General features: G+C 58.7%; 19 protein-coding genes. 8 read left to right on the top strand and 11 right to left on the bottom strand.

Annotated elements, in window-relative coordinates:
- Window positions 1-335, bottom strand: a 335-nt coding sequence (locus tag NUX24_RS21290) for an NAD-dependent epimerase/dehydratase family protein (RefSeq protein WP_257833989.1), incomplete at its 3' end; no start/stop codon positions are given.
- Window positions 336-432: 97 nt separating this feature from the next.
- Between NUX24_RS21290 and NUX24_RS21285 the strand changes: the two genes are divergently transcribed.
- From NUX24_RS21285 to NUX24_RS21275, 3 genes are all read left to right on the top strand, one after another.
- Window positions 433-1,320: a LysR family transcriptional regulator gene (locus NUX24_RS21285; RefSeq protein ID WP_126329525.1), complete on the top strand. Its 888-nt coding sequence runs from the start codon at window positions 433-435 to the stop codon at window positions 1,318-1,320.
- A gap of 20 nt (window positions 1,321-1,340) precedes the next feature.
- The gene (locus tag NUX24_RS21280; protein ID WP_214577168.1) at window positions 1,341-2,522 is read left to right on the top strand and encodes a PLP-dependent aminotransferase family protein; all 1,182 of its coding nucleotides are present in this window, start codon (window positions 1,341-1,343) and stop codon (window positions 2,520-2,522) included.
- An 85-nt stretch (window positions 2,523-2,607) separates the two neighbouring features.
- Complete coding sequence (locus NUX24_RS21275; protein WP_257833986.1) at window positions 2,608-3,126, top strand: DUF6622 family protein; 519 nt, start codon at window positions 2,608-2,610, stop codon at window positions 3,124-3,126.
- Window positions 3,127-3,128: 2 nt separating this feature from the next.
- Here the strand turns inward: NUX24_RS21275 and NUX24_RS21270 are convergent, their stop codons facing one another.
- A complete protein-coding gene (locus NUX24_RS21270) occupies window positions 3,129-3,548 on the bottom strand; it encodes a nuclear transport factor 2 family protein (protein WP_257833983.1) in 420 nt (139 codons plus the stop codon).
- A gap of 97 nt (window positions 3,549-3,645) precedes the next feature.
- Between NUX24_RS21270 and NUX24_RS21265 the strand changes: the two genes are divergently transcribed.
- On the top strand, window positions 3,646-4,377 hold the full coding sequence (locus tag NUX24_RS21265; protein WP_257833981.1) for an AraC family transcriptional regulator: 732 nt from the start codon (window positions 3,646-3,648) through the stop codon (window positions 4,375-4,377).
- Window positions 4,378-4,447: 70 nt separating this feature from the next.
- Here the strand turns inward: NUX24_RS21265 and NUX24_RS21260 are convergent, their stop codons facing one another.
- The 6 genes from NUX24_RS21260 to NUX24_RS21235 all read right to left on the bottom strand — a co-directional run bounded on the left by NUX24_RS21260 (window position 4,448) and on the right by NUX24_RS21235 (window position 20,278).
- Entirely contained in the window at window positions 4,448-4,795 is a 348-nt protein-coding gene (locus NUX24_RS21260) for a HigA family addiction module antitoxin (protein ID WP_214577165.1), read from the bottom strand.
- 10 nt (window positions 4,796-4,805) lie between these two features.
- Window positions 4,806-5,105 carry a type II toxin-antitoxin system RelE/ParE family toxin gene (locus tag NUX24_RS21255; protein ID WP_257833978.1) on the bottom strand — a complete coding sequence of 100 codons (300 nt, stop codon included), beginning with the start codon at window positions 5,103-5,105 and terminating at the stop codon, window positions 4,806-4,808.
- A gap of 251 nt (window positions 5,106-5,356) precedes the next feature.
- Window positions 5,357-6,526, bottom strand: a complete 1,170-nt coding sequence (locus NUX24_RS21250; protein WP_257833992.1) for an HlyD family efflux transporter periplasmic adaptor subunit — start codon at window positions 6,524-6,526, stop codon at window positions 5,357-5,359.
- A gap of 10 nt (window positions 6,527-6,536) precedes the next feature.
- Window positions 6,537-8,735 carry a type I secretion system permease/ATPase gene (locus NUX24_RS21245; protein ID WP_257833976.1) on the bottom strand — a complete coding sequence of 733 codons (2,199 nt, stop codon included), beginning with the start codon at window positions 8,733-8,735 and terminating at the stop codon, window positions 6,537-6,539.
- A complete protein-coding gene (locus NUX24_RS21240; RefSeq protein WP_257833974.1) occupies window positions 8,732-10,135 on the bottom strand; it encodes a TolC family outer membrane protein in 1,404 nt (467 codons plus the stop codon). Before NUX24_RS21240 ends, NUX24_RS21245 begins: the two co-directional genes overlap by 4 nt.
- An 81-nt stretch (window positions 10,136-10,216) precedes the next feature.
- The gene (locus NUX24_RS21235; protein ID WP_257833972.1) at window positions 10,217-20,278 is read right to left on the bottom strand and encodes a BapA/Bap/LapF family large adhesin; all 10,062 of its coding nucleotides are present in this window, start codon (window positions 20,276-20,278) and stop codon (window positions 10,217-10,219) included.
- 761 nt (window positions 20,279-21,039) lie between these two features.
- Here NUX24_RS21235 and NUX24_RS21230 point away from each other — a divergent pair.
- Genes NUX24_RS21230 through NUX24_RS21220 form a run of 3 tightly spaced genes read left to right on the top strand, consistent with a single transcriptional unit; the run spans window position 21,040 to window position 22,890 of the window.
- Entirely contained in the window at window positions 21,040-21,567 is a 528-nt protein-coding gene (locus NUX24_RS21230) for a tetratricopeptide repeat protein (protein WP_214577162.1), read from the top strand.
- Between the two features lie 7 nt (window positions 21,568-21,574).
- Window positions 21,575-22,102: a sigma-70 family RNA polymerase sigma factor gene (locus tag NUX24_RS21225; RefSeq protein WP_214577253.1), complete on the top strand. Its 528-nt coding sequence runs from the start codon at window positions 21,575-21,577 to the stop codon at window positions 22,100-22,102.
- The gene (locus NUX24_RS21220; protein ID WP_257833970.1) at window positions 22,099-22,890 is read left to right on the top strand and encodes an anti-sigma factor; all 792 of its coding nucleotides are present in this window, start codon (window positions 22,099-22,101) and stop codon (window positions 22,888-22,890) included. The genes NUX24_RS21225 and NUX24_RS21220 overlap by 4 nt, the downstream gene beginning before the upstream one ends.
- Here NUX24_RS21220 and NUX24_RS21215 read toward each other — a convergent pair.
- Together NUX24_RS21215 and NUX24_RS21210 are read right to left on the bottom strand one after the other, a co-directional pair.
- Window positions 22,882-23,442: a YceI family protein gene (locus NUX24_RS21215; RefSeq protein WP_257833968.1), complete on the bottom strand. Its 561-nt coding sequence runs from the start codon at window positions 23,440-23,442 to the stop codon at window positions 22,882-22,884. The two genes, NUX24_RS21220 and NUX24_RS21215, sit on opposite strands and share 9 nt — an antisense overlap.
- A gap of 105 nt (window positions 23,443-23,547) precedes the next feature.
- Window positions 23,548-23,904 (bottom strand): hypothetical protein, encoded by a 357-nt coding sequence (locus NUX24_RS21210; protein ID WP_023333137.1) that lies wholly within the window; start codon window positions 23,902-23,904, stop codon window positions 23,548-23,550.
- Window positions 23,905-24,306: 402 nt separating this feature from the next.
- Between NUX24_RS21210 and NUX24_RS21205 the strand changes: the two genes are divergently transcribed.
- Complete coding sequence (locus NUX24_RS21205; RefSeq protein ID WP_214577159.1) at window positions 24,307-24,621, top strand: hypothetical protein; 315 nt, start codon at window positions 24,307-24,309, stop codon at window positions 24,619-24,621.
- Here NUX24_RS21205 and NUX24_RS21200 read toward each other — a convergent pair.
- Entirely contained in the window at window positions 24,599-25,402 is an 804-nt protein-coding gene (locus NUX24_RS21200; protein WP_214577158.1) for a DUF4225 domain-containing protein, read from the bottom strand. The genes NUX24_RS21205 and NUX24_RS21200 overlap by 23 nt on opposite strands.
- Window positions 25,403-26,027 lie beyond the last annotated feature (625 nt).

Below are 26,027 nucleotides of genomic sequence, written 5' to 3'. Positions count from 1 at the left end.
CCGCTTATCAGCGTAATAGAGCCGCCTTCGTTCAGATAATGCTGGCCGGTCAGCGCCAGGCGCACCTGCCCGAGCAGCTTGTCCTGCAGGCCCTGGTTGAAGTCGCTGTCCTTCATGGTCGCGAGTGGGCCAAAGTAAAGGCCACCGCTGGCGGAGACAATCGCATCCACCGGGCCGATTTTCTCAAACAGCGCCTGGACGCTCGCCTGCGAGGTGATATCCACCAGCTCGTCGCCCTGCGTGCGGCCGACGCGGATGACCTCGTGGCGACGACTCAGCTCTTCCGTTACCGCACGACCTACCGTACCGCTGGCACCAATAATGACGATTTTCATAGCCGACTCCTTATGTTGTGAGCCTCCATTCTTTAATAAATAAAAATGGAGATAAACTGGGCTAAAGTTAGAAGATTGCTAACCAGGGGTTTGGAATATGGATAAGCTTCGCAGCATGGAGACCTTTATTGCGGTGGTGGAAAGCGGCAGCTTTACCGGCGCTGCGTCACGTCTGGAGATGTCGGCGGTAATGGTGGGGAAATACGTTGCGCTGCTGGAATCACAGCTCGGCACCCGCCTGCTGGAGCGTAACACGCGGCGCCAGAGCCTGACCGACGCCGGACGGGTCTATTACGACGAGGCGAAGCGGGTGCTGGAGCAGGTCGCGATTGCCGAAAGCGCGGTGGAACGCCTGCGTGCCGCGCCGTCCGGCACCCTGCGCGTGACGGCGCCCACCTCGTTTGGCGGTAGCGCGATCGCGCCGCTTACGGCCTCTTTTTTACAACGCTACCCGGAAGTGCGCATCGAGCTTGATCTCACCAATCGGATGGTGGATCTGGTGGAGGAGGGTATCGATCTGGCCATTCGTATTGGCGACATCCGCAACGACGATCTGGTGGCGAAATACCTCTGCCCTTACCGGATGGTGATCTGCGCCGCGCCGGACTACCTTGCGCGCTACGGTACGCCGCAAACCCCTGCCGATCTGGTGGATCATCTCTGCCTGTCCCACAGCGTGTGGACCGCGCGCAACGAGTGGCGGCTGCCGGGCGTTGAGGGCGAGGTGCGCTGGAAGCGGGATGCGGTCTTAAGATGTAATGACGGCTACGGGCTGCGGATGGCCGCGAGTGCCGGGGCGGGACTGCTGCTGCAGCCGGAGGTGCTGGTGGCAGAAGATCTGGAAAGCGGCAGGCTGGTGCGGGTGCTGGAGAAGTACATTCCGGCGCCGAGACCCGTGCATTTGCTGTGGCGTCAGGATTTACGACCTCTCCCTAAGCTAACGGAATTTATCGCCCATATTCTGCTAAGATTGGGCACACTATAAAAAAAGAAGGTATGCAAAGAATGTCTGTGAATAAACTCGCCAGCAGCGCGCAGGGCCTGCAATCATCTGCCATCCGTGAATTATTAAAACATAGCAAAATGGCCGGCGTCATTTCGCTGGGTGGGGGGATCCCTAATCCGGCCCTGTTCGATCACGAAGGGCTGAAAATTGCCGCTGATGCCGTATTATCACAGCATTTTGGTGAGGCCTTTCAGTACGGTCTGACCGAAGGTGTACCGGGGCTGCGGGAAGAAATTCAGCGCATCTGTGAAGGGCGTGGGATCCGCTGCAAGGCGGATGATGTGGTCGTGACCTCCGGTTCGCAGCAGTCCCTCGACGTGCTGGCGCGTGCATTAATTAACCCGGGCGATACCGTTGTGGTTGAGCGTCCAACCTATCTTGCTGCGCTGCAGGTATTTGGCCTGGCGCAGGCGAATTTTGAATCCGTTGGCACCGATGGCGACGGCATGAAGGTCGACGAGCTTGAAGCGCTGGCGGCAAAACAAACCATCAAAGCGGTCTATATTGTTCCGACGTTTGGCAACCCTGGCGGGGTAACCCTTTCTGAGGCGCGTCGCAAACAGCTGGTGGAATTATCGAAGCGCTATGATTTCGTCATTATTGAAGACGATCCGTACAGCGAAATTAATTATACCGATGAAGTTTTTCGTCCGTTAATTGCCCATGCCAAAGATATCGGCAACGAAGAGAACGTGGTGTATACCTCGACCTTCTCCAAAATTCTCGCGCCGGGGACCCGCGTGGGCTGGGTGCTGGTGCCCGAATGGCTGAAGCGCGCGGTGGTGAACCTTAAGCAAACCACCGATCTGCACACCAGCACGCTGTCGCAGCTGATGACGTATGAATACCTGAAAACCGGTCGCCTGCCCGATCAGATTAAAACGATCCGCGAAGCCTATCGCCAGAAATACCAGACGTTCGCAACCGAGCTGGAGGCCGAGCTGGGCGATGTGATGTCGTTCCACAAGCCGAAGGGCGGCATGTTCCTGTGGGCGACTATGAAAAATGGGAGTAATACCACCCGCTGGCTGGAAAAAACGTTAAGTAACGGCGTAGTATTTGTGCCGGGCGAATTTTTCTACTGCAATGAGCCAGACCATTCGACGCTGCGTATGTCGTTTGTCACGCCAACGGATGAAGAGCTGAAGGAAGCGGTTCAACGCCTGAAAAAATCGCTGTAAAAGACCTGCGCATAATGGCTTTCCTGCCGTTATGCGCAATACGCGTTCAGGGCGGCACGGGCCGCGATCGTCCATGGAGATCTCCATGTTTGAATTTTTGTTCGGTGTCGTTACGCACACGCCCGCCTGGGTGTGGGTGCTTTTTATCTTCCTTATCTCTCGCGGCATTAAAGCCCGCAGGCCTGCCACCGTTACGCTGGAGAGGCTTGCCATCATTCCGGCAATATTTCTAATCTGGGATATCTACGATCTGGTGGTGTACCGCACGCTGACGCCCGAGACTGTGGCATTGTGGACGGCGGGGATCCTCGCCGGTGCCGCGCTGGGGTATTTTCTGATTAAGCAGGCGGTTATCACCCGCGCAGAGGCGCCGCGCAGCCTTTACCGTCAGGCAGACTACACCGCGCTGCCGTTTATGATGCTGGCGTTCGGCGTGAAGTACGTCCTGGGCGTGATGAGCGCTGTCTCTCCCCAGACGATGCAGCAGCCCGCCATGAGCGCGCTGGCGATCGTCTCCGGCGGCGTGTTTGCCGGTGTGTTTCTCGGGAAATTTGCGCGTTATATTGGCGTGTATAACAGCGCCGCACCGCGCCCGGCGGAGTAAGGTTATTTTGTCGCGTGTGCCAGCGTGCGATCTGCAGCATCGCCGCTGAGTGCTCGCGTGACTTCATGGATCCGCCAGATTTTCCCTTCACGCAGCGCGGCAAACAGGTAAACCTCGATCTCTGCCTGACGACCATCGGGATACGTGACCGTCACGATATGCCGATCAGCCAGAAGTTCGTCATGACAGGCTATCTCCACCACGGTAAAGGCGATCGCGCGGATCTGCGAGCTGACGTGGCTCAGATGCTGGATAAAACCCCGGTAGTCAAGCGCGTGACCGTCCGTAAACTGCTGGTAATCGGGCGTAAATACCTCTGCCGGATCGATATCGCCGTTGAATAAGCGGGTTAACAGGCAGGCCATCTTTTCGCGCTGCGCGGCGTTGTCGGTGTGGGCTATCAGGGACGTGATAATGCTCATGCGGGCTCCTTGTGTGGTTGAATCACCATTATCCTTGACAGCCGAAGTCGCAGTTTCTCTAATATGCCGAAGAATAACGATTTTCGGTCAAAATGATATGGTCAGTATTGAAGCGCTCCTTCATTCCGGCGGGTATCGAACGCCCTGGCACAGTCATCGCACCGGCCAGCTGTGGCGCATTGCAACGGGGCTCCTGGTCATTGAGACGCAGCAGGCGCGTTCGGTCGTACCGGCAAAACACATTGGCTGGATCCCTCCGGATCGGCAGCACGCCGCTTTTTCCGAAAGTGCAATAGAAGGCTGCGCTATCTATCTTGACCCCGCCGGGTGCGCAATGCTTCCCGATGCGCCCGCTCTGTTCGAGCCCGACGATCTCACCCATGCACTGTTTTCCCGTTTATGCGATGCAGAGAGCGAGTACGATCCGCGAAAGCTTACTTTGCTGCTGGATGAGCTTGTCCTGACGCCCCAGGCTCGCTTTTCTCTGCCCGTGCCGACGGATCCGCGTCTGAAGAAAGTGGTTAGCCATTTGCTGCAGTTTGTCGATGATAACCAGACGGTCGAGAGCCATGCTACTCATGCTGGGATGAGCGTGCGTACGTTCAACCGTCGGTTTAGCGCCCAGACCGGAATGAACTTTGTTAACTGGCGGCAGCTGGCACGCGTTATGCGGGCAATGGAGTGGCTGGCGGCGGGGAAGCCGGTAGGGTGGATTGCGCTGTCCTGCGGCTACAGCAGCGTCAGCGCATTTATTGAGGTTTTCAGAGCATGGACCGGTAAAACGCCGGGGCAGTGGGCGATTAAAGAAGGCCCTTTTGGGCGAAGGTAATACGCGTGGCTGCGTTGAGATCCAGCTCTTTTAACGATTAAAAGTATTGATAGGTGAAGTGTTTACCGAATCAGGCAACATCCGGCTGGCCAGATTTTCGCTTAGCCATAACGTCCGCAACGGTCTTTATACGGCTTAGCTCCTCCTGAGTCCTGGAGTTAGATTGCGCTTCCCAGATATCGACGTTCAGCTGTAAGTTCAGCCAAAATTCAATCGTGGTATCAAAGGCTTTTGCCAGTTTGATCGCCATATCGGCAGTAAGTTTGCGATTGTTATTGACCAGCGCGCTGATGGTGTTGCGGTGAACATTGAGCATCTCCGCCAGATCGCTGATTTTCAGATTGAGCGGTTCAAGATACTCATACTGCAACACGTCGCCCGGCGTAGTGGGTTTGCGGAGTGCCTGTTGAAGTGTCATAGGTGATGCCTCACTTGTGATGCGTGTACTTGTGTGGAGAGAGGTAGAGATCTTCTGCTTTACCCTCTGTCCAGCGAAATACGAGCCTGTATTGCCTGTTTACCCGGATTGAGGAATATCCCTTCAGCGGAGGATTCAATGCTTCATACATATTGCCCGGTGGCGATCGCAAATCTCTGTGCGAGGTTGCTGCCCTGATGATATCGAGCTTTCTCGCAAGCGCTGTTTCCAGATTTGCAGGAATAACATTGCTCGATCTGCCGTAAAGAAAAAAATCCTCAAGCCATTGATCCCGAAAATAACTAATCATAATGGTGCTGAGCTCCAGTCCTTGAAGCTGATTGAATAGTAATGCACTCCTGCACTGTGCGCAAGTGCGTTTTTGTCTGCGGTTAATATTACCTGGGCGATGGCTGAAGGGAAGTGGGATGCATGGCTAAAGATTAATACTCCGAGGTAGGTTCCAGTTCTGGCGTGCGGTTAAATGCCCGGCGGCGCTGCGCTTGCAAGGGCCTCCGGGTATGTAGGCCGGGTAAGGCGGCGCCGCTACCCGGCGATTGATTACCGCTCCCGCAGCGCCTCTTTCGCGCGGTTAAACGGCTTGATCAGATAATCCAGCACCGTTTTCTCTCCGGTCTTAATGTCCACCGTCGCAATCATCCCCGGCACAATCGAGAAGTGCCTGCCCGCCTTATTGACCAGGTAATCCTGGCTGGTGCGGATGAATACCCGGTAATAGAACACCTCCGGCTTGGCTTCGTCCTGGATGGTATCCGGGGATATCGTCTCCACCACGCCGTGCAGGCCGCCGTAAATGGCGTAGTCGTAGGCGGTGATTTTGACCAGCGCCTCCTGGTTCGGGTGGATAAAGGCGATATCGCGCGGCGACAGGCGGGTTTCAATCAGCAGGTGATCGTCCACCGGCACAATCTCCATCAGCTCGCCGTTGGGCGGGATCACGCCGCCGATGGTGGTCACCTTGATGTTTTTCACGATCCCGCGCACCGGGGATTTTACCGTCAGACGGGTGACGGAATCCTGGCGGCCTTTGAGGATCGCCGAAACCATATCCACCTCCGCGTTAGCTTTGGATAACGCCTCGCGCGCCTGAACGTAATACTGCGAGCGTACGTCGGTGAGCTTCAGCTCCAGATCGCTTTTCTGCCGCTGCAGGCGCAGCACCTCCACGTGGCTGGCGGCGCCGGTTTTGACCAGCCGCTGGGTGATGGCCAGCTCCTTGTTGGCGAGATCTAACGCGGCGCGCAGTTTCCGCTGGGTATCCTCCAGCTGCGCGCGGCGGGAGTTGTAGAGGCGCGTTTCGTCAGCAATCAGATCCGGCCATTTCGCCAGCGAAGGGGGGAACTTCAGCGGGAGATCGTTCACCTCGGCGTACAGGCGGGCGCTGGAGGCCAGTGAAGCCCGGTAGCGCGCCGCGCTTTCGCCGACGTTCGATTCGGAACGCGTCGGATCGAGCCGCGCCAGCACCTGTCCGGCCTGCACCTGATCGCCTTCGTGGACGTTCAGCTCGGTGAGGATCCCGCCGTCGAGAGACTGTAAGACCTGCTCGCGCGAGCTGGGGATCACTTTACCCGAGCCGGTTGATACCTCATCCAGCACGCCAAACCATGCCCAGACGCCCAGCACCACAAACATCAGCAGCGAGAAGATCACGATCCGACGCGCGCCGGTGTAGCCGCTTTCGGAGTCGAGGGCGTTATCCAGATCGTCCATTGCCGCCACGTCACGCTGACTGATTTTCATTTTTCCACTCCCGTCCGGTTGCTGCCTGTTGCTGTTGCTGCTGCATACGGCTGTTGTTCAGCGCCTGGGCCTTTGGCGCGTCCATCACCAGCATCCCCTCTTTCAACACCACGACGCGCTCCACCAGTTCCAGCACCGGTACGCGATGCGTGGCGACAATCAGGGTGCGATGCCCGAGCCAGTCGCCCAGGCGCTGGATGAATTCCCGCTCGGTGTGCTCGTCCAGCGACGCGGTGGGTTCATCCATCAGCACAATATTCGGATCGCGCAGGAGCATTCGCGCCAGCAGAATCGACTGGCGTTGCCCGCCGGAGAGTCCCACGCCGTTTTCCATGATCGGGTAGTCCAGCCCCTTGGGCAGCTTCTGCACGAAGCCTGCCGCGCCGGTCAGCTCCAGCGCCTCGAAAATCTCTTCGTCGGTAGCGCGCGGCATGCCGAGGGTGATGTTTTCGCGCAGGGTGCCGTAAAACAGCCGGGCGTTCTGGGTCATAAAGCCGACGTTGCGCCGGACGTCGGCGACGTCGAGATGCGGCAGGCTGAAGTTATCAAGCCGCAGCTCGCCGGCCGCCAGATCCATCCCGCCCGCCATGGCCTGCAGCAGGGTGGATTTGCCCGCGCCGTTGCGCCCGAGGATCGCCACTTTTTCTCCCGGCCGGATCTCCAGCCGGTTAATGCGCAGCGCCATGCGCGGATCGTCCGGCTGATAGCGGAACTGCGCCTGCTCGAAGAGGTAGTGACCGCGCAGCACGTCCTGGCGGATCGGCGTCTCCTCGCGCTGGTTTTCGGTGGGAAGCTGCATGATGCTGTCCAGCCCCTCTTTTGCCGCTTTGACCTGCTGCCAGCGCGCCAGCACGCCGCACAGCGTCGCCATTGGGGCGATCATGCGGGAGGCCAGCATCGACGCGGCGACCACCGAGCCGGTGGTCAGGGTGCCGTCGATCACCATCGGGGCGCCGACCACAATCACGGCGGCGTAAACCAGGCTCTGAATGGTCATCCCCCAGCTGATCAGGTTCTGCGTCAGCTCGCGGGTGCGCAGGCCGGATTCGGCGGTGATCTGGATATAGCTGTTCCACTGCTGCAAAAAGCGGTTTTCCGCCTGCATCAGCTTGATGTCCTCCAGTCCCTGCACGCTCTCCACCAGCACCGCGTTGCGCAGGGTCGATTCATGGGCCGACTGCTTTGCCAGCTCCGCCAGCTTCTTCTGCAGCAGCAGGCCGGGCAGGACCATGATCACCGCCGCGACCGGGGCGATCCACGCCAGCTGCGGGGCGATGATCGCCAGCACCACCACGAACAGGAGAAAGAAGGGGAGATCGACAATCGTCGAGATGGTGGACGAGGTGACCATCTCGCGGATCTGCTCCAGTTCGCGCAGCTGAGAGATAAAGCTGCCGGTGGAGCGGGGGATCGCGCTGTTGCGCAGCCGCAGCGCGTGGCCGAAGACGCGATCCGAAACGCGCATGTCCGAGCGCTTGCCGAGCAGATCCATGATGTGCCCGCGCGCCACGCGCAGCACAAAGCCAAACAGCGTGGCGATCAGCACCCCGATGGTCAGGACGTAAAGCGTCGGGTAGGACTGGGCGGGGATCACCCGGTCGTACACCTGCATGGAAAAGACGATCCCGGAGAGCGACAGCACGTTGATAAAGAGGGCGGCCAGCATGACCCAGCTGTAGGGGCGCAGGTCGCGCATCACCAGCCGGTAGAGCCAGTCCGGGCGGTATTTTGAGATATAGGCGTCCACGCGGCTGTCCTTCAGCGCGGCGAGTGGACGCAGGGCAATGACGTGGCGGATAGCGGGCAGCATCGCCGTCATCGACAGCCGGTTGGTGTAGGTCTCATCGTCGAAAAAGCTGACCTCCAGCGTATCGTCTCCGTCGAAATGCTCGATCACGCCGATCCTGCCGTCATTCATCGCCACCACCACCGGCAGACGCCAGCTGTTGATCGCCTGCCGATCGTCGGTAAGGAGCTGAAACGACAGCCCCGCTTCGCGGGCCAGCTGGGTGAGGGCGGGTACCATCGGTTTGCCTTTCAGCCACGGTGCGCCAGCGATAAGCGCGCCGGGAGAGCAGGCGACGCGGTAGCGCGTGGCGACAAAACCAAAGGCCTGCGCCCACTGCGCCAGCGCCTCATCCGTCATCATTTCACCCTGCGGGATTTCGCGTTGCTTCATGGCTGGATCTCCACGGTCTGGATGGTGCGGTTATCAAGATCGAACGCATGACGCAGCTGCCCGGTGTTATACAGGCAGTTGAGCTGCAGCTGGTGCAGTTGACCGAGGGTCTGCTGCTGGGTAAAGCGCGCCTGATAGACCTCCTGCTCGGCGTTGAGCACGTCGAGCAGCGGGCGCGAGCCGAGATCGAGATACTGCTGCTGGTATAGTTCACGGGTGCGGGCGCTGAGGGCTTCCTGGCGGCCCTGGATTTGCAGCGTGCTTTGCAGGCTCATCACCTGGCTGCGGGCTTCCAGCAGCTTCTGGCGGACGTCCAGACGCGTACGCTGAACGGTGGACTGCGCCGCCTCCACCGCGTGTCCGGCAGCGTTACGCCGGGCGGTGAGGCCGCCGCCCTGGTAGAGCGGCATCTGCACTTTCACCCATGCGGAATACTGGGTGCGATCCCGGGTTTCGCTCCCCGCGTAGCGATCGTTCATGTAGTGACGCACCTCCGGCTCCAGCGAGACGGTGGGCGTCATCTGCGCGTCGGCGTAGTCGAGGTTCGCCTGGGCGACGTTAGCCTGCGCCCAGGCGGCAAGTACCGCGGGCACCAGACGGTCATCCGGCTCGGCAATGTCGCAGCTCCGGCCCAGCTTTTGCGGAAAGTCATTGCTGATGGCGTTCAGGCTGTTCCAACCGAGAAAGCTCATCAGCGTGGCGCGGGCGCTGTCCAGGCTTGCCTGGTACTGCATTAGCTGGGCGCGCGCGCCTTCGATACGGGCATCGGTCTGTACTACGTCAGAGAGCGACGTGGCTCCTTCGTCATTACGCAGACGGGTCAGTTTGCCAATGGAGGAGAGGGCGTCGAGCTGCTCTTTAGCGGTCTCGACCATCTGCTGCCAGGTTTGCACCTGCACCATGGCGATAGCGGTATCGTGGGCAATAGTGTCGATACTTACCAGCACGTTGGCCTGCTGCTGGGCAACGCCCGCGCTCTCGGCTCGCACCTGGCTGTCCACTTTGCCAAAGTCGTAGAGCATTTGTGAAAGAGAGAGCACCAGCGACGGCGTAAAGCCGTTCTGGTCGCCGTCATGGGAATAACCGTTGTCCACGCCGGCATTAATCTGCGGATAGTATTTTGATTTAGCGACGTCCACCTCTTCGCTCTGCTGGTAGAGTTTCCCCACGGCTTCGCTGATGGCCGGGTGCCAGGTGACGGCGCGGTTGACGGCATCGCCAAGCTGCAATGAACCGGGTGCGGCTTTGCCCGCCGCAGGTGCGACGCGGCCATTGAGCGAGGGGAGTTCCTGCGTTTCGCGAAGCTGGCCGGTATTGATGATTGCCGCCGGGTTCGCGCAGAGAGCGGGCACAGATATCAGGCAGCACGAGAGCCACCAGTGAGGCATCTTCATTCCCATGTCATGTCCCTAATAAAAAGAGTACGGCTTTATTATTTATGCCCGGGCGCTGTGCGCCCGGGTCATCTCCTGCAGGTGCTATCAGGTAATGATGTGCTGCTGGTTAACAAGCTCGTCGTAGGTGGTCTGAACGCCATCAAGCGTAACGAGCGTGGTATTAGTGTAGGTGCCTCCCGCACCGTCACGGTCGATGGAGATCACGGTATTGCCATTACTATTAGTGACATGGAGATAATTCCCCAGCGTCGCGGCGCTACCGTTCCAGCCGACCAGCAGATCGCCGATGTCGATTTTGTCCCCCTGCGCCAGCGAGAAGCCGGTCCAGTGATCGCCCGCGGTGCTGCTGACGTTACCCGCCGTGCCATTCCCCACCGTACTGTTCAGCACCTGGTAAATCAGCGTATCGCCGTAGGCCGTACCGGTGATGGCGTCGTTATGCTCAGAGCTGATGAACTGTGGCGCCATATTGATGGTCAGCGTGGCGCTGTCCGTTCTCCCGGTGGAGTCGGTCAGGGTGTAGTTGAAGGTCTCCTTCGAGGTCATGGTTGAGAGCGATACCCCGCTGTTAAGGGTATAGGTGTAGTGACCGTCCGCGCCGATCGCCAGCGTGCCGTAATGACCGACAATGTTCACCGTTGCGCTGCCGGTATACGGATCCAGCGTGGTGGTCACGCCGTTGTAACCGGTCACGCTCAGACGGGTATCCACCGAGTGGAGCTGATCCAGCACGCCGCCGGAATCGGTGCCGTCAAAGATATTGCCGTTGACGGTGTGGCTGCCGGTGACGTCGAAATCACTCAGCGAGTAGGTGGTGCCGTTCACGCTTGGCGTGATGGTGATGTTCCCCACACTCAGCCCCGGTACGCTACCGGTAAAGCTCAGCGTATAGGTCCCGGCGTTCAGATCCAGCCCGGTGAGCGGAACGTCGATACTGCCGCCCAGCAGCGAGGCGCCGCTGAAGGAGCCGCTGCGGATCACGCCGTTGGCATCGCTAATCGTCCAGTTCACCGTCAGTCCGCCCAGCGACAGCAGCGAGGCCACGCTAAAGTGCAGCGACGCGTTGTGCAGCGCGGTGTTCGCGTCGACCACGAAGGTTCCGCTGCCGCTGCCCTGGGTTGATGAAAGCAGCGCGGTCGTCCAACTGGCGACGCCCACGGTGGTATCGGAGTAGACCGACGTGTGGTGCACCGAGGTGACGTCCATTGCGGTGCTGACGTCGTTGACCGCATTCATCGCCTGCGCGGTTGGGGTGATGTTGAGCGATGCCGTATCCTTCGAGCCGTCAGGCGCGGTAACGGTGTAGACGAAGGTGTCCGGCGTGCTGATATGATCCGCCCCCACGCCGCTTCTCAGGGTATAGGTGTACTGGCCGGACGAATTAATGGTCAGCGTGCCGTATTCTCCCTGAATGGTGGTGGTTCCACTGCTGTTGACCGCTACGCCGTTCACTTCGGTAACTAGCGTGCCCGCTGGAACCGGGTCATTCGCCAGCACGTCGCCCGTGGTGGTTTCGCTGATACTCGCCACGCTGTAGACATGATCCTGCAGGACGCTCAGCGTGTAGGCCGTCAGTACAGCGATCCCGGACGCGGTATTCAGCAGGAACAGGTACTCCCCGGCAGGCAGGTTCAGCGTCAGTTGAGGTGACGTTCCCCCCAGCACCGGGGCGCGCAGCCAGCCCGACTCAACGCGAACCTGCTCGAAGGTCTGGGTCGCATTGTTGAACTTATAGACGTACAGGTCGAACACCGACGCCAGCGCCACGCCGCCCACGGAGGCCTGGATGGTCATGGTGCGGGTCGTGCCTTCCTCCACGTTGTAGATAATCGGGTTGGTCATGTCGTCCAGCAGGTTAAGCCCCAGCGTGCTGCCGAGATTAATGCCTACCAGAGTAACGCCGCTCTGAGACGATGTGCCGTTGTTAATCTCGCTCACGGTGGTGTCAAAGGTCAGCGAGGCCGTGTCGTCCACCGCCACAATGCCGTTGATTACCGTACCGGCACCCAGAGACAGTACCAGCTGCGCCGACGCGCTGACGCCGTTGTGGGTAATGGTGTAGCTGAAGCTCTCTGTGCGGCCAATCACCGCGGCGCTGGTGTCGGTCAGGTTGTAGGTGTAACTGCCGTCGCGGTTGATGGTCAGCGTACCGTACTGGCCCTGAATCACCGTACCGTCGGCGTTCACGCTAGTGGTGACGCCCTGCGCGTTAGTAACCGTGGAGATAGTGGTTCCGGCCGGCGCGTTGTCGCTGCCGGCGGTCGGATCCGTATCGAGGATCACGTTGCCGTTGAGGCTGGTGTCGCCGGTAACCGTACCCGGACCGGTCTCTTTCACCGCCACGTCGAGGCTGGTGTAGGAGCCGGTCGCCAGCAGGTTGGTGTTGTAGCTGAGAACGCGATAGTTGCCGTCGGCCAGCCCGGTCAGGTTCAGCGAAACGCCGGTTGCGCCGAGGGTCAGGAGATCGGCAAACTGCGGTTGGCCGGTGTCCACCACGGTGGTCCAGGCGCCGTTGACGTAATGCTGAACCACCAGCTCAAGGGTGTTGAGCAGAGAGAGCACCGCTCCCGTGGCGTTGGCGTTCACCACGATATCCGCGCTGCCGCCGCTGCCCACCGTGAAGTTGACCTGGGCCGTATCATTGCCCAGCAGCGTCAGGACATTGCCGACGGCGCCGACCAGCAGGAAGCCGTAATCGCTGTACTGGCTGTTGGTCACGGTTGCCGTGGTGCTGAGGTTCAGCTCTTCGACGTTATTGCTGGCAGAGAGCGGTACCACCGGCGCAAGGGCGGAGCCCGGCAGGGAGGTGTTGCCCGCGGCGTCGGTAGCGGTGATCTGCAGCGTCTGGCCTTCGATCTGTTTGTTAATGAAGGTGTATGTGTAGGTGCCGTTGCTGCCCGCAATGGCGGTCACCGTTGAGCCGTCCGCAAGGCGGATCGCGACGGTGCTGCCTGCTTCCGCAGTTCCGGTCAGGACGCTACCGTCGGCGTTGAGGGTCCCGGTTGGCGCCGTTGGGGCGGTCGTATCGACGATAATCGTCGTCACTGCTGACGCCACGCTGGTGTTGCCCGCCGCATCGGTGGCCGTGGCGGTGAAGTTATGCGTTCCTTGCGTCAGCGTGGTGGTTTGCGGCAGGGTCCAGTTGCCGCTGCCGTCGGCGGTCACCGTGCCCACCAGCGTGATGCCATCGTAGATACGCACCGTGGCATTCGCTTCGGCGGTTCCGCTCAGCGTTGGGCGCGTGTCGTTGGTCGGATTCGTACCGGTCACCGGACCGGTGACGCTGCCGACATCATCAATCACCGAACTGATAACCGGCGCGCCCGGCGCGAGGGTATCGACGTTAATCACATACCCGGCGGTCGGCGCGCTGGCGTTGCCCACCGCATCGGTGGCGGTAAAGGTCAAATTGTGCGGACCGTTGCCCAGCGCCGGGGATGGCGTAAAGCTCCACGCTCCGCCGGTCGCCGTCACGCTGCCGATTTGTACGCCGTTATCAAAGATTTTCACCGTTGACCCGGCTTCCGCCGTGCCGCTGAGGGTTGGCTGCGCGTCGTTGGTGAATCCGCCGTTCGCCACCGGCGTTGCCGCATTGCCCACGTCATCCAGAATGCTGGTCAGCACCGGCAGCGCAGGCGGCGTGGTGTCGACGGTGAGGCTGAAGCTGGTGGACGACACGCTGGTGTTGCCTGCCGCATCCGTCGCCTGCGCGGTGAAGCTGTGCGCGCCCGTCGTCAGCGTGGTGTTGAGCAAGATACTCCAGCTTCCGTTGCCATCCGCGGTGCCCGTGCCAACCAGCGTAGTTCCCTCATAGATCTTCACTGTAGCAAACGGTTCGCTGGTTCCGACCAGGCGCGGTACCGTATCGTCGGTTGTCTGGCCGGACGTGAGCGGGCCGGTGATGCTGCCCACGTCGTCTATCGCCTGGCTGATAACCGGCGCGTTCGGTGCGGTGGTATCCACAATCAGGGTAAAGTCCGGCGAGTTCAGGCTGACGTTGCCCGCTGCATCGGTGACCGTGGCGGTCCAGGTATGGCTGCCGCTGGTGAGCGGCGTTGACGGCGTAAAGCTCCATGCGCCGGTACCGTCCGCCTGAACGGTGCCGACCGGCTGGCCGTTCTCATACACGGTGACCGTGGCGTTGGCGGTCGCGGTGCCGTTCAGCGTCGGCGTGGTGTCGTCCGTGCTCTGCCCGGAAGAGAGCGGGGTTTGAATGCTGCCCGCGTTGTCACCCGCGGTCGAAATGACCGGCGCCGACGGCACGCCCGTATCCACCGTAAGGTTAAACGGTGTCGTCGTGCTGCCGGTATTGCCAGCCATGTCGGTGGCGTTGAAGGTGATGGCGTGCGGCCCATCGGGCAGATCGGTACCCGGAGTGAAGGTCCAGCTGCCCTGGGCATTGACCACCGCAGTGCCAATTTCGCTGCCATCAACGATCACGTGCACGGTAGAACCTACGTCACCCGTGCCGCTGAAGGTTGGACGCGCGTCGTTGGTGCTGTTACCCGACGTGAGCGTCCCGGTGACCGGACCGACGTCGTCAATCACGCTGGTCACCACCGGTACGCCGGGAGCTGCAGTATCAATGGTAAAGGCGAAGACCGACGAGTTCGCCGAGGCGTTGCCTGCGGTATCCGTTGCATACGCGCGCAGGGAGTAGTTGCCGTCGCCCAGCGGCGCGGTCGGCGTAAAGGACCAGTTCCCGCTGCCGTCAACGAGCACCGTACCAATCTGCGTGCCGTTGTTCATGATGTGAATCGTGCTGCCCGCCTGCCCGGTGCCGCTGATGGTTGGGGTGCTATCGTTGGTCACCTGGCCGCTGGTGAGGTTACCCTGAACGCCGCCAGGGGCGTTGTCGCTCACATTATCCAGCGTCGGAACCGTCGGTGCCGTCAGGTCAACCACCACGCTCCAGGGAGCTGAGACCGCGCTGACGTTGCCCAGCGGATCGGTCGCCCGAACGGTGAAGCTGTGTGAGCCTTCGCCGAGTGCGGTGTCAGGGGTAAACGTCCACGCGCCGGTGCCGTCAGCCGTTACCACGGCAATCTGGGTGCCGCCGTCGAAAATGGTCACCACGCTGTTTGCGTCCGCTGTCCCCGAAAGGGTTGGCGTGGCGTCGTTCGTTTCGCTGCCGCTAACCACCGTGGTGGCAGCGTTACCGACGTTATCCGTGACGTTGGTGATGACCGGCGTGGCGGAAACGGAGTCCACCACAACGGTGAAGCCCGCCGAAGGACCGCTCTGGTTCCCCGCCGGATCGGTCTCGCGGATAGTCAGGACGTTATTGCCTTCAGCCAGAACGGGCGTGGTGTAGCTCCAGGTGCCGGTATTGCCGACCTCCGCGGTCCCCAGCAGCACGCCGTTGTTGTAGATGGAAATAGTATCGCCGACCGCGCCGGTGCCGGTGAGGGTCGGCTGGTTGTCGTTGGTGGTCTGGCCGCTGGTCAGCGGACCGGTTCCCGGGCCGACGTCGTCAATCACCGCGCCGATAGCTGGCGTGCCCGGTGCTGTGAGGTCGACGGTGACGCTGGCCGCCGGAGAGCGGCCGCTGGTCTGGCCGTTGAGGGTCGCCGTCACCACAAAGGTGTGCAGCCCCTCGCCAAGCGCGGCTGGCGTATAGCTCCAGTTGCCGCTGCCGTCGGCGGTCACCGTTGTCAATGGCGTCGCGCTGCCGTCCTGATAGATGGTAATCAGGCTGCCCGCTTCGGCCGTACCGGTAAGCGTTGGCGTGGTGTCGTTGGTTGTTTTGCCTTTCACATCGCCAGTGACCGGATCCGCGTCATCGACGATCGCCGTGATGACGGGCACGTCAGGAAGATTCGGAAGCGTACCGGTGACGTTGTAAGTCGCATCAGGGCTGGTACGTCCGGACGCATCGGTTGCGGTCACGGTCAGGGTCGCGCCATCCTGCGGGGCCGGGCTGACCGCGATGGAGAAGTTGCCTCCGGTCGCAACCCCGGTACCAATGACGTTTCCGCCGCTATCCTTAACGGTAATGAGTGCTCCAGCCTCGGCGGTTCCGGTCAGCGGTGTACCTTCTGGAGCAAGGCTAAGATTGCCCGGGACGGTTGGATCCTGGGTATCAACAGTCACGCTCAGCGGGGCTGAAGTTCCTGAAGCGTTACCCGCCGCATCGGTAGCGGAGACAGTGAAGGTATGCGGGCCGTCTGAGAGCGTTGTGCCTGCGGTCCAGCTCCAGCTGCCGTCCGGCTGTATCGTGACCGGCACGCCCGACGGGATACCGTCGACGGAGACGATAACGGTGGTGCCGGGTTCGCTTGTCCCGGTAAGGGTCGGCGCGCCGTCGCGGGTGTAGAGCACGTTGTTGGTGAGCTGGCTGTCTGAGACGTCATTAATCTGCGGTATCCCAGGCGCAACGGTATCCAGCGTGACGGTAAAGACTGAACTCGGCGCGCTAAGGTTGCCCGCCGCATCCACACCCGCAACGGTGATATTCAGCGGACCGTCCGTTTGTGTGGGAAGCGTCAGACTCCATTCTCCATTAGCCACCACAACACGGCCCACTTCGACGCCGTTGTTGTAGACGATCACCGTCTCACCGTTAACCCCGGTTCCACCCACTGTCGGTGTGGTATCCGTGATAAAGCCACCATCAGGTGCGCCGCCCACGGCGCCAATAACCGGCGTATCCGGCGCCAGGGTGTCCACGACGATCGTAATCGCTGGCGACGGGTCAGAGACGTTGCCCGCTTCATCGGTGGCGGTGGCGGTCCAGGCGTGGCTGCCCTCGGCAATGTCGCTGCCAGGGCGCCAGCTCCAGTTACCGCTGCTGTCTACCGTTACGGTGCCCACGACGGTCGATATGCCGTTGACGGTGTCAGTGATGTTGATGACGTCGTTCGGCGTGCCGGTGCCGCTCAGAACCGGGCGCGGATCGTTAGTGGTTCCGCCATCGGGAACGGGGCCGGTGATCTGTGTAACGCTGTCGGTGACGGTCGGTGCCGCAGGCGTAGCCGGCGCTTCGGTATCAATGGTGAAAGTTATCGGCTGCGACGGGGCGCTTTCGTTGCCCGTGCCGTCCACGTTGGTGACGGTCAGGGTGATGTCATAGGTACCGCCGGAGAGTGGGGGTGATGGCGTCCAGGACCAGTTGCCGGTACCGTCCACGATGACATCATCAAGTTTGGTGCCGTTGTTATAGATCGTCACGGTATCGCCCGCCGTGCCGGTACCGCTCAGGGTTGGCGTGGTGTCGCGGGTGGTTTCGCCCGGGTTCAGCGTTGTGTCTGCTCCGTCAGGATTGACGGTGATGACCGGGATATCCGGCGTTGCAGGTGCGACGGTATCTACCGTCAACACAAACGGGCTGGAGATAGTGGTATTGCCAGCGGCATCCGTGGCGTGAACCGTCAGGGAATGCGGGCCGTCAGTGAGCGGGGTAACGGGCGTAAAGCTCCAGCCTCCGCTGCCGTCAAGGGTGGCGGTGCCGAGCAGGGTGGCGCCGTCATAGACGGTGATCGTCGCATCAGCCGGGGCGGTGCCCTGCAGCAGGGGTTGGGTGTCATCCGTGGTATCGCCGCTGCTGAGCGTGCCCTGAACGCCACCGACGTTATCGGTCACGGTGGCGATAGTTGCCGCCGCAGGCGGCGTGGTATCGACGGTCAGGGTGAAGCCGCCTGACGGCTGGCTGGTGTTACCCGCGGTATCGGTGGCAACAACGGTAAAGGTATGAGGCCCGCTGCCAAGAGGCGTCGTGAGGGTATAGGTCCACGTGCCGTTGTCGTCGACCTGGACCGTGACAAGATCGGTGCCATCGAGGCGGATGGTGACGGTTGAGCCGGGTTCAGCCGTACCGTTGAGCGTCGGCGTGGTGTCGTTAGTACTGTCGTTGGGGTTGAGCGCGCCGAGGCGCTCCGGCACATCATCCAGCACCTGGGTAATGACCGGGGCGGCAGGCGCGACGCTGTCAATCGTCAGAGTCCAGGTGTTGGAGACGCCGCTGGTGTTACCTGCCGCATCGGTCGCGACGGCGGTCAGGCTATGTGGACCTTCAGAGATCGGGGTGTCTGGGGTAAAGATCCATACGCCAAGACCATTGGCGACGGTCGTACCAATAGCAACACCGTCCACGCGGAGGGTGACCGTCGCGTTTGCTTCGGCGGTACCGCTGAGCGTCGGGGTGGCGTCGTTAGTGGTCTCATTAATGTCGAGCGAGCCGGTGCGGCCGGGAACATCGTCCACGACTTGTGAAATCACCGGAGCGCCAGGTGCCGTGCCGTCGACGTTAATTGTCCACGGGGCTGATAACCCGCTCGGGTTACCGGCGGGATCCGTCGCCTTCGCCGTCAGCTCGTACGTGCCATCGGTCAGCGGTGCGGGCGGCGTAAAGCTCCACAGGCCGGAGGAGGGAACAACCACCGTACCGAGGACATCGCTGCCGTTATAAATCGTGATGGTCGAGCCCGCTTCGCCCGTTCCGTTCACGGTCGGGGCCCGGTCGTTGGTGAGGCCGTTCTGGCCCACGGGGCCGGTGGTGGCCTGCACGTCATCTATCACCGACACGATAACTGGCGTCTGCGGTGGGGTAATATCCGGTGACGCCGCGGAGGTTGCGGGCCCCGTGTTGCCTGCCGTGTCGGTGGCGTCAGCGGTCAGGATTTCGCCGTTAACTTTTGGCGGGGTCAGCGTCAGGCTGAAGTTACCCTGGCTGTCCGCAACAACCGTGCCAAGGGTGACATCGCCTTCACGGATGGTCACCGTGCTGCCAGCTTCCGCGATGCCGCTGATGGTGCCGCCATCATTCGAAATCTCGAGGTTTCCAGGGGCTAACGGCGGCGTGGTGTCCACGGTGAAGATGACGGGCTCTGAGGTCGCGCTCAGGTTTCCGGCAGCATCGGTTTCAGTGACGGTTATGGAGTGTGTCCCGTCCGGAAGCGGACCGTTCGGCGTGACGCTCCAGGTGCCGTTGGGCAGCACCGTTGTTGTGCCAACAACCACGCCGTTATCGTAGATGGTGATGGTCCCACCGGGCTCGCCCGTTCCCGCCAGGATCGGCAGTGAAGCATCGGTAAGCGCGCCCGACGTGATGGTTCCCCTGATAACGCCCGTATCGTCGGTCAGCACAATCGCGGTCGGCGCGTCCGGCGGAGTAAGATCCACCGTCAGGGTAAACACCGGCGAGGCAGGCCCGGTGTTGCCGGCGGTGTCGGTTGCCCGCACGGTAATCTGGTGGGTGCTTTCGCTCAGAACAACTGACGGGGGAAAAGTCCAGGGGCCGTTGCTGGCGACGACCGCCGTACCAATAGCGACTCCGCCGTCATAAATCGTCACGGTCGAGCCCGCTTCGCCGGTGCCGGTAAGCTGCGGACGCTGATCGTTGGTGCTGCCGCCGCTGCTGACTGCCCCCGTCTGCGGGGCAATATCGTCCGTTACGCTGGTGATGGCTGGCGCATCGGGCGCGGTGGTGTCCGGCGCGTTGAGCGTTGTGCCCGGGCTGGTATTCCCGGCGTTATCCGTCGCGGTGGCGGTCACCTGCTCGCCGTTGGTCAACGGTGTGTCGAGAGAGACGGTAAAATTGCCATCGCTGCCCGTTTTTCCTGTGCCAATGACGTTGCCGTTCGCGTCTTTCAGCGTGATGGTGCTGCCGGGTTCAGCGGTACCGGTGACGGTTTTGCCATCTGAAGAGAACTTAAGGCCGGAAGGCGCGTTCGGCGCTGTCGTATCCGGATCGGCCGAATTGTTACTGCTGCCACTATCACCGCCGCCGCCTCCACCGCTTGCCGCCGCCGCGATGCCGCCCGCAGCGGCAATACCGCCCAGGGCCCATGGCCAGATGGCGGCACCACCGGCGTCGCTCCCGGAGGCCGCAAGCAGCACGTCCGTGGACGCGATGGATTCGTACGTGGCGGCTCCGGTCGGATCTTCAATCCACCATAATGCGCCGTTGCTGTCCTGCAGTACCAGCTGGCTCACTCCCTGCGCGTCCGTGACGTAGAAATTTTTAAGGGTGATTACCTCGCCGGAGTGCAGCGTAACCAGCAGATCGTTCCCATTTCGCGCGAAGTTGGAGACGCTCGCTCGCTCGACATGAAGCTCAACGATAGAGGAATGGCTCAGGGTAATCTGTGTGCCTTCCGTGGTCGTTTCCACGCCAGTAAGTTTCGATATAACAGAGATTTGGCTCATTTAGGCATTACTCCAGCAGAAGTTTCATGAACGGCGAGCAAGACGAGCCATCTCTGCAGAAGGTAAAGGGCGCCCCCGGCGCAGTTGCTGTTATAACGCAGCACTCACCGTCGTTTTTAGCGCGCACGATGCCCGCCAGAATTCAGAGTGGCAACATCAGAGCGAATCTAATGACATATAAAAGAGAACAGTTTTTATGGGTGTTTTGCGTCTTATAAAACCCTGTGTTTAATAGAGGAATTATTTTTCAGAATATAAAAATGATATAGACAGAAAACGATAGTTGTGCAACTTAAGCTTTCGTAAATAAGTACCAAAACAATGAAGATGGCATTAATACATAGGGGGTGTTAATAGCTCATATTGCATAACGTTCTGTTTTATATTGTTTTGTCTTTGCCTTTCGAGGCTGCTTATAAATATGATTAACGCAGTATGATAATTGGTAGGGGACAGTTAAAATATAACATTTAACGTTGTTGTTTAAGCTCGCTTAATATGCATTTAAGTTAGATTAACGTTTTTGATATAAGATATATTATGTTACTTGTATAATGAAATATATTATCACGCAGGCTTAAAACTCTGCTATTACGCGAAAATAATAACGTTAAGGCAAGGGTGAAATAATCTGATTCATAGCCATTGGGGCTACGACGTCAGCATGATTTTGCGACAGCAAAATATTCACGGTGAGAATGAATAAAAATCGTCAGTCGGGCGTTAACTGACGTCACTTCCTTCTTACCCTGGAGCTTTGTATGAACACGACCTCGTTTCGTTTGATCCCGGTGCTGATTTTTTCCCTGCTGTCCCCCCTGGCGCTAGCCATGGGCAATAATAGTACCGAGAGCAAAACGCCCGATTGTCCTTCCGGACAGGTGTATGACAGCGCCACCCAGAAATGCGTGCCGGACAAGAGCAGCAGCCTCAGCGACCAGGACAAAACCAACTATGCGTACCATCTCGCGAAGAAAGGCGAGTACCAGGCGGCGCTGAACCTGCTTGATTCACTGAAAAATGGCAATACGGCTGAAGCGTGGAACTATCGCGGGTTCGCCACGCGCAAACTGGGCCGCACGGACGAAGGGATTGGTTACTACCAGCGCGCGCTGGCTATCGCACCGGATTATGCCAAAGCCCGGGAATATCTCGGTGAAGCGTGGATGGTAAAAGGACGTCCTGACCTCGCGAAAGAACAGCTGAAGGCGATTGCCGGTATTTGTGGCCAGTCCTGCGAGGAGTATCGTGACCTGCAGGCCGCTATCAACGGACATCCGGAGTCCTGATTTTCTCCTGGAGGGAAAACACATCGCTACCCGTGAGGTTCGTCAACAGTTAGCCGCACACCTGCCGCGTCTCTGGCGCTATGGGCTGGTGCTGTCGCGAAACAGGGATATCGCCGAAGAGCTGGTTCAGTCCACCTGCGTGCGTGCGCTTGAAAGGAGCAGCCAGTATACGCCGGGCACGCGCATCGACAGGTGGCTGTTCGCGATACTGCACTCCATCTGGATCTCTGAACTTCGGGCACGACACGTGCGTCAGGGGCAGGGATTTGTCGCCAGCGACGAGCTTCTGGCGCCGGACACCCGTGAACAGGATGAGACGCGCCTGCATTACCTTAAGGTGATGCAGCGCGTCAACGCGCTGCCTGAAGCCCAGCGCAACGCGGTATTTTTGGTTTATGTCGAAGGCTTTACCTACCAGGAGGCGGCGGACACTCTGGCGGTGCCTATCGGTACCGTGATGAGCCGGCTGGCGACGGCACGGGCTCGGCTTGCCAGGTCCGCTGACCAGCCTCCGGTAAAGGAGAAACGCTCTTGAACGCGCACCGTTTTGAACCGCCCTATAACGACGACGCTATCGTGGCATGGATAGATGGCGAGATGTGCCGCGCCGACGCGCAGCAATTTGAAGAACAGTTGAAAAGTGATGAACGCCTCTCCGGGCGAACCGCCGAACTGATGAAAAGCAGCCAGGATTTCGCCGGGGCGTTTGCCCCCCTGCTGGATGAGGCGCCACTTGAGGCAATGCAGGCGCGTCTGGCGGCCCTTCCCGATCCACAATCCTCCACGCCGGCTGGCGTCAGCAGACGGGCGCTGATCGCCGCGTCGGTCAGTTTTTTGATGGTCGGCTCCGGGCTGGGCTACCTGCTGCGTCCGGCTTCCGCGCCAGCGGATGAGAACGCCCATATTCGCGACCTCGAAGCGCAATATATGTCCCTGTACAGCGTCGAGACGCTGCTGGATATGGACAACGCAACGCCGGTCCTGCAGCGCGGGCTGGAACGAGCCGCGCAGGATATCGGCATGAAGCTGAATATGTCGCAGCTTATCCTGCAGGGGGCAGAGCTGAAAATGGTACGAATGCTGCGCTATGAAACCACCTCGATCGCGCAGATTGCCTGGATCAACGCCGACTACGGCCCGATGGCGCTCTGTATCTCTCCTGTTGATGAAAAGGCGACGGCCTCTCTGCGCCAGGAGCAGCGGCACGGCATGAACCTGGCGTGGTGGCAGGAGGCGGGCTACCAGTTTGTCCTTATTGGCCGCAACCCGCCGTCTCACCTGCGGGGAAACGCGGAGCAGCTACAGCGGCTCATCTCAGGATGACGGCACGTCGTTGGTCTTAATCGCAATAGCGATGGCAATACGATCGTCCACGACCAGCGCAAACTTATCCATCCCGTAGGCCGCGCGCGAGATCGCCGTCGTGGCATCCAGCGTGAGGGCCTGCGCATGCGGGTCTCTCACGACGGTCTCAAGGATCACCGGGCGGGCAATGTTTCGTTCGGTCAGCGTGCCGAACACCCTGAACCGCCCGTCGCCCTGGGAAACCACGCGAGAGCTGATGAACTCGATAGTCGGGTAGCGCTCGGATTCAAAAAACATGTCGCTTTCCAGCTGCCAGGTGAGCAGCTTGTTTGAGGCTACGAGAGTCGCTACGGGAATGGTGACGTGAATATGGTCGTCGACGTCATTTTCCGGGTTGAGCGTCACGGCGCCCATCACGCCCCTGAACGTCGCCCAGGAGAGTATGCCGCCGAAGGCATGCCACGACAGCCGAATGGCGGTGTTATTGGTGTCGATAATGTAGCTCTTCGGGGCAGCATGCAGGGAAGGACATAACAGCAGAACGGTCAGAAAGGCCAAAAGGCGATACATCGTGGTTTCTCCGATAAGTGCGCACTGCGTAAACGCCCGAGGTGCTAATTGTATTCGAAGAAATAAAAAAGGCCGCAAGCGCGACCTTTTTGTGAGTATAAATACTTACTCAGTGACTTTCTTTTCCAGCTCGCTGGCACCTTCTTTGGTTTTGTTCCAGCCTTTCTCAGCGCCTTCTTTGGTGGCATCCCACCCTTTCTCGGTGCCTTCTTTGGTTTTATGCCAGGCTTTCTGGGAATCTTCGCTGACCTTGCTGCCCAGGCTCTCGCTTTTGCCTTCCGCAGCATGCTTCTGTTTAAGCTTCAGCTCTTCACCTTTGTTCTGCTCTTCGTGCAGTTTTTGCTTCGCCTCGTTGGCGTTTGCGTTCGCCGCCGCGACGGTATCGTCAGTTGCATGTGTGGTCGCAGCAAATACTGGGGAAGCCAGCAGAACGGCAGATAATGCGATAATTGTTTTTTTCATAATATCCTCATTTAACGTTATCGGTTATGAGCGTGATTCAGCATGGCACAGGCGAAGCGGAATGGCTTTAGGAAAAAACTGTATTGAGATCAACGTGCCCTGATGAGGGATATTTCGCCTGAGGATTATCCAAAGGATAAAATGCCTATTTCCGCGAGGGCAGCGAGGGTCAGGAGAATAAAGATAATGATGGTTATGGGTCTGTACATGATGGGGTTCCTTCCGGGTTGGGGCGGCTAATCCGTAGCGCTGGGTGGCGTGGGTAATTTTGCGCAGGAAGGGGGAGAGGGTGTTGATGTTTGTCATAGCCAGGGGGTAACACTACAAACTACTGGCCTGTTGGTCGGTTTTTTTTTGCAAAGATCACGGTATACTGACTTTGATTAGAAGAAGGGGAATGGCATGGCGATAACGGAAGAAGCGTTGCTTAAGTCGGGTTTCACACAAGAAGAGCTGCAAAAACTTAAACGCTATGTGGATACTCAGCGTTCGACGTTGGATATTTTGCTTCCTGCGCTTTCAAATCGGTTTAAAGGGACTGTTATACTTTCAGTCGTACTTACTGTTCTGTTCATACTGGCTGTCTGCTTCGCTTCCCGAGAAAATATCATATCATCAGGCGTTGCTGTGCTGTTTATCTTTGGCATCTTCTGTTGGATGACTCCTCTCAAATTAACGTATAAAGCCTGGCGTTTTAAGAGGGGCTCTTATCAATAGACAATAAGTCAAAAATAATTTTTGCGTTTATGCCATATCCGATGATTTTCATAGTAAGTTTTGGCCGACTCATTGAGTCCATTTTTCTGTAAAAATCTGAGCGCATAAAATAAAACAAACGCCAGGAGCCAGGTTTGCGAAGTAAACCAAATACGCTGTAAGCATTGGCAGCAAGGCTTACCGTTTTATACGCAGCCAGACCAGTCTCACCGCGAAATCCCATAAACTCTGCAACCGACATCGCTGTGTCAGCGATAAATCCCTGCGAATCAGGTTTGTTCAGTAATTGATTATTCACTTCTCTGGATACGGTATTAGCCGCATCAATCACCAGTGTGGCACCTAACAACACACCGATCGGTGTCATTGAGCTCGCAAGGAGTAATCCACCTGCGGCTTGTAACCCAGCAAAAACAACCTGTACAGCGGAGATGACATAGCCAACAACTTTATTGTTTTCCTTGATGAACTCCACCCTGGCATAAAGCTGTGCAGCTTTCGTTCTGAGCATGCGATCTTGTTCAAGAAGATTTTCGTTCTCTGCCCTGAGATTTTTTATATAGGAAATCCCTTCTTCGTCGGATTTCGCTTTGCGGGCAAGAGAAAATTGCTCAGTTATAAAAGACTTAATGTCTTCCATAAACTGAATTCTGGTGAGTCCATCCTTGAGATGGTTAGCCGCTACCATGTTTGCAGTGTTAATGAGTTTACGAGCTTCCAGATTAATCATGGTCGCTGACCATGCGTTAGTCTGTTGTCCTGTAAGCAGCGAAATATCCATATATACCCTCATCAACGCGTTATGACAGCTCCGGCCAAAAGCATATAACAATGTTTACTCGTTTGCATATGTTCATGCAGTGCAAGAGGCACCCCAGAGGGCTCTGTTGTACTCTCATATGACTGTTTTTCTGCCTTTGTGAGCACGCTGTAATATTCCGTGTGGATTATATCAATGCAGCAGTGCTAACAATAAACAGGCACAAAAAAGCCCGCAGGGCTTGCGCCGTGCGGGCTTTCAGGACTTCATCAGTCGACTCTGGTGATCGCCGATGGAGAATTTTGGTGGGCTGGCGGAGTCTGAATTGCTTGTGTAATCCATTGAATTCACTTTGGTAACTAGTAGTTTGACTTTTCGCTGATGCCTATTTAGGTGCCTAAAAATTTTTTCTCCCTTTGATGAGAAAAATGAGACGAGATAGGTACTGTGCGTGGTGGTTTCTAGTTGAGTCGTCACGCTGAAAAACAGACTTGACCTGCTCACCGTTGAGTAACAGACTGAATCGCCACGGGTTTAACAGACACTTCGGAGTCATTTAAGATGACTTAAAGAGAGGTGCCCATGAGCGGTAAACGTTATCCCGAAGAGTTTAAAATTGAAGCAGTCAAACAGGTTATTGATCGCG

It is taken from the genome of Enterobacter sp. HG048 (assembly GCF_024702055.1).
GTDB classification, from domain to species: Bacteria; Pseudomonadota; Gammaproteobacteria; order Enterobacterales; family Enterobacteriaceae; genus Enterobacter; species Enterobacter dykesii.
The sequence above is the reverse complement of the archived record's forward strand: the minus strand, read 5'-3'. Positions and strand labels throughout refer to the sequence as shown.

What these genes read in the sequence shown, in the direction of transcription:
- NUX24_RS21285 (WP_126329525.1), top strand. Translation starts at nt 433, where the DNA reads ATGGATAAGCTTCGCAGCATGGAGACCTTTATTGCGGTGGTGGAAAGC.
- NUX24_RS21280 (WP_214577168.1), top strand. Translation starts at nt 1,341, where the DNA reads ATGTCTGTGAATAAACTCGCCAGCAGCGCGCAGGGCCTGCAATCATCT.
- NUX24_RS21275 (WP_257833986.1), top strand. Translation starts at nt 2,608, where the DNA reads ATGTTTGAATTTTTGTTCGGTGTCGTTACGCACACGCCCGCCTGGGTG.
- NUX24_RS21270 (WP_257833983.1), bottom strand. Translation starts at nt 3,548, where the DNA reads ATGAGCATTATCACGTCCCTGATAGCCCACACCGACAACGCCGCGCAG.
- NUX24_RS21265 (WP_257833981.1), top strand. Translation starts at nt 3,646, where the DNA reads ATGGTCAGTATTGAAGCGCTCCTTCATTCCGGCGGGTATCGAACGCCC.
- NUX24_RS21260 (WP_214577165.1), bottom strand. Translation starts at nt 4,795, where the DNA reads ATGACACTTCAACAGGCACTCCGCAAACCCACTACGCCGGGCGACGTG.
- NUX24_RS21255 (WP_257833978.1), bottom strand. Translation starts at nt 5,105, where the DNA reads ATGATTAGTTATTTTCGGGATCAATGGCTTGAGGATTTTTTTCTTTAC.
- NUX24_RS21250 (WP_257833992.1), bottom strand. Translation starts at nt 6,526, where the DNA reads ATGGACGATCTGGATAACGCCCTCGACTCCGAAAGCGGCTACACCGGC.
- NUX24_RS21245 (WP_257833976.1), bottom strand. Translation starts at nt 8,735, where the DNA reads ATGAAGCAACGCGAAATCCCGCAGGGTGAAATGATGACGGATGAGGCG.
- NUX24_RS21240 (WP_257833974.1), bottom strand. Translation starts at nt 10,135, where the DNA reads ATGGGAATGAAGATGCCTCACTGGTGGCTCTCGTGCTGCCTGATATCT.
- NUX24_RS21235 (WP_257833972.1), bottom strand. Translation starts at nt 20,278, where the DNA reads ATGAGCCAAATCTCTGTTATATCGAAACTTACTGGCGTGGAAACGACC.
- NUX24_RS21230 (WP_214577162.1), top strand. Translation starts at nt 21,040, where the DNA reads ATGAACACGACCTCGTTTCGTTTGATCCCGGTGCTGATTTTTTCCCTG.
- NUX24_RS21215 (WP_257833968.1), bottom strand. Translation starts at nt 23,442, where the DNA reads ATGTATCGCCTTTTGGCCTTTCTGACCGTTCTGCTGTTATGTCCTTCC.
- NUX24_RS21210 (WP_023333137.1), bottom strand. Translation starts at nt 23,904, where the DNA reads ATGAAAAAAACAATTATCGCATTATCTGCCGTTCTGCTGGCTTCCCCA.
- NUX24_RS21205 (WP_214577159.1), top strand. Translation starts at nt 24,307, where the DNA reads ATGGCGATAACGGAAGAAGCGTTGCTTAAGTCGGGTTTCACACAAGAA.
- NUX24_RS21200 (WP_214577158.1), bottom strand. Translation starts at nt 25,402, where the DNA reads ATGGATATTTCGCTGCTTACAGGACAACAGACTAACGCATGGTCAGCG.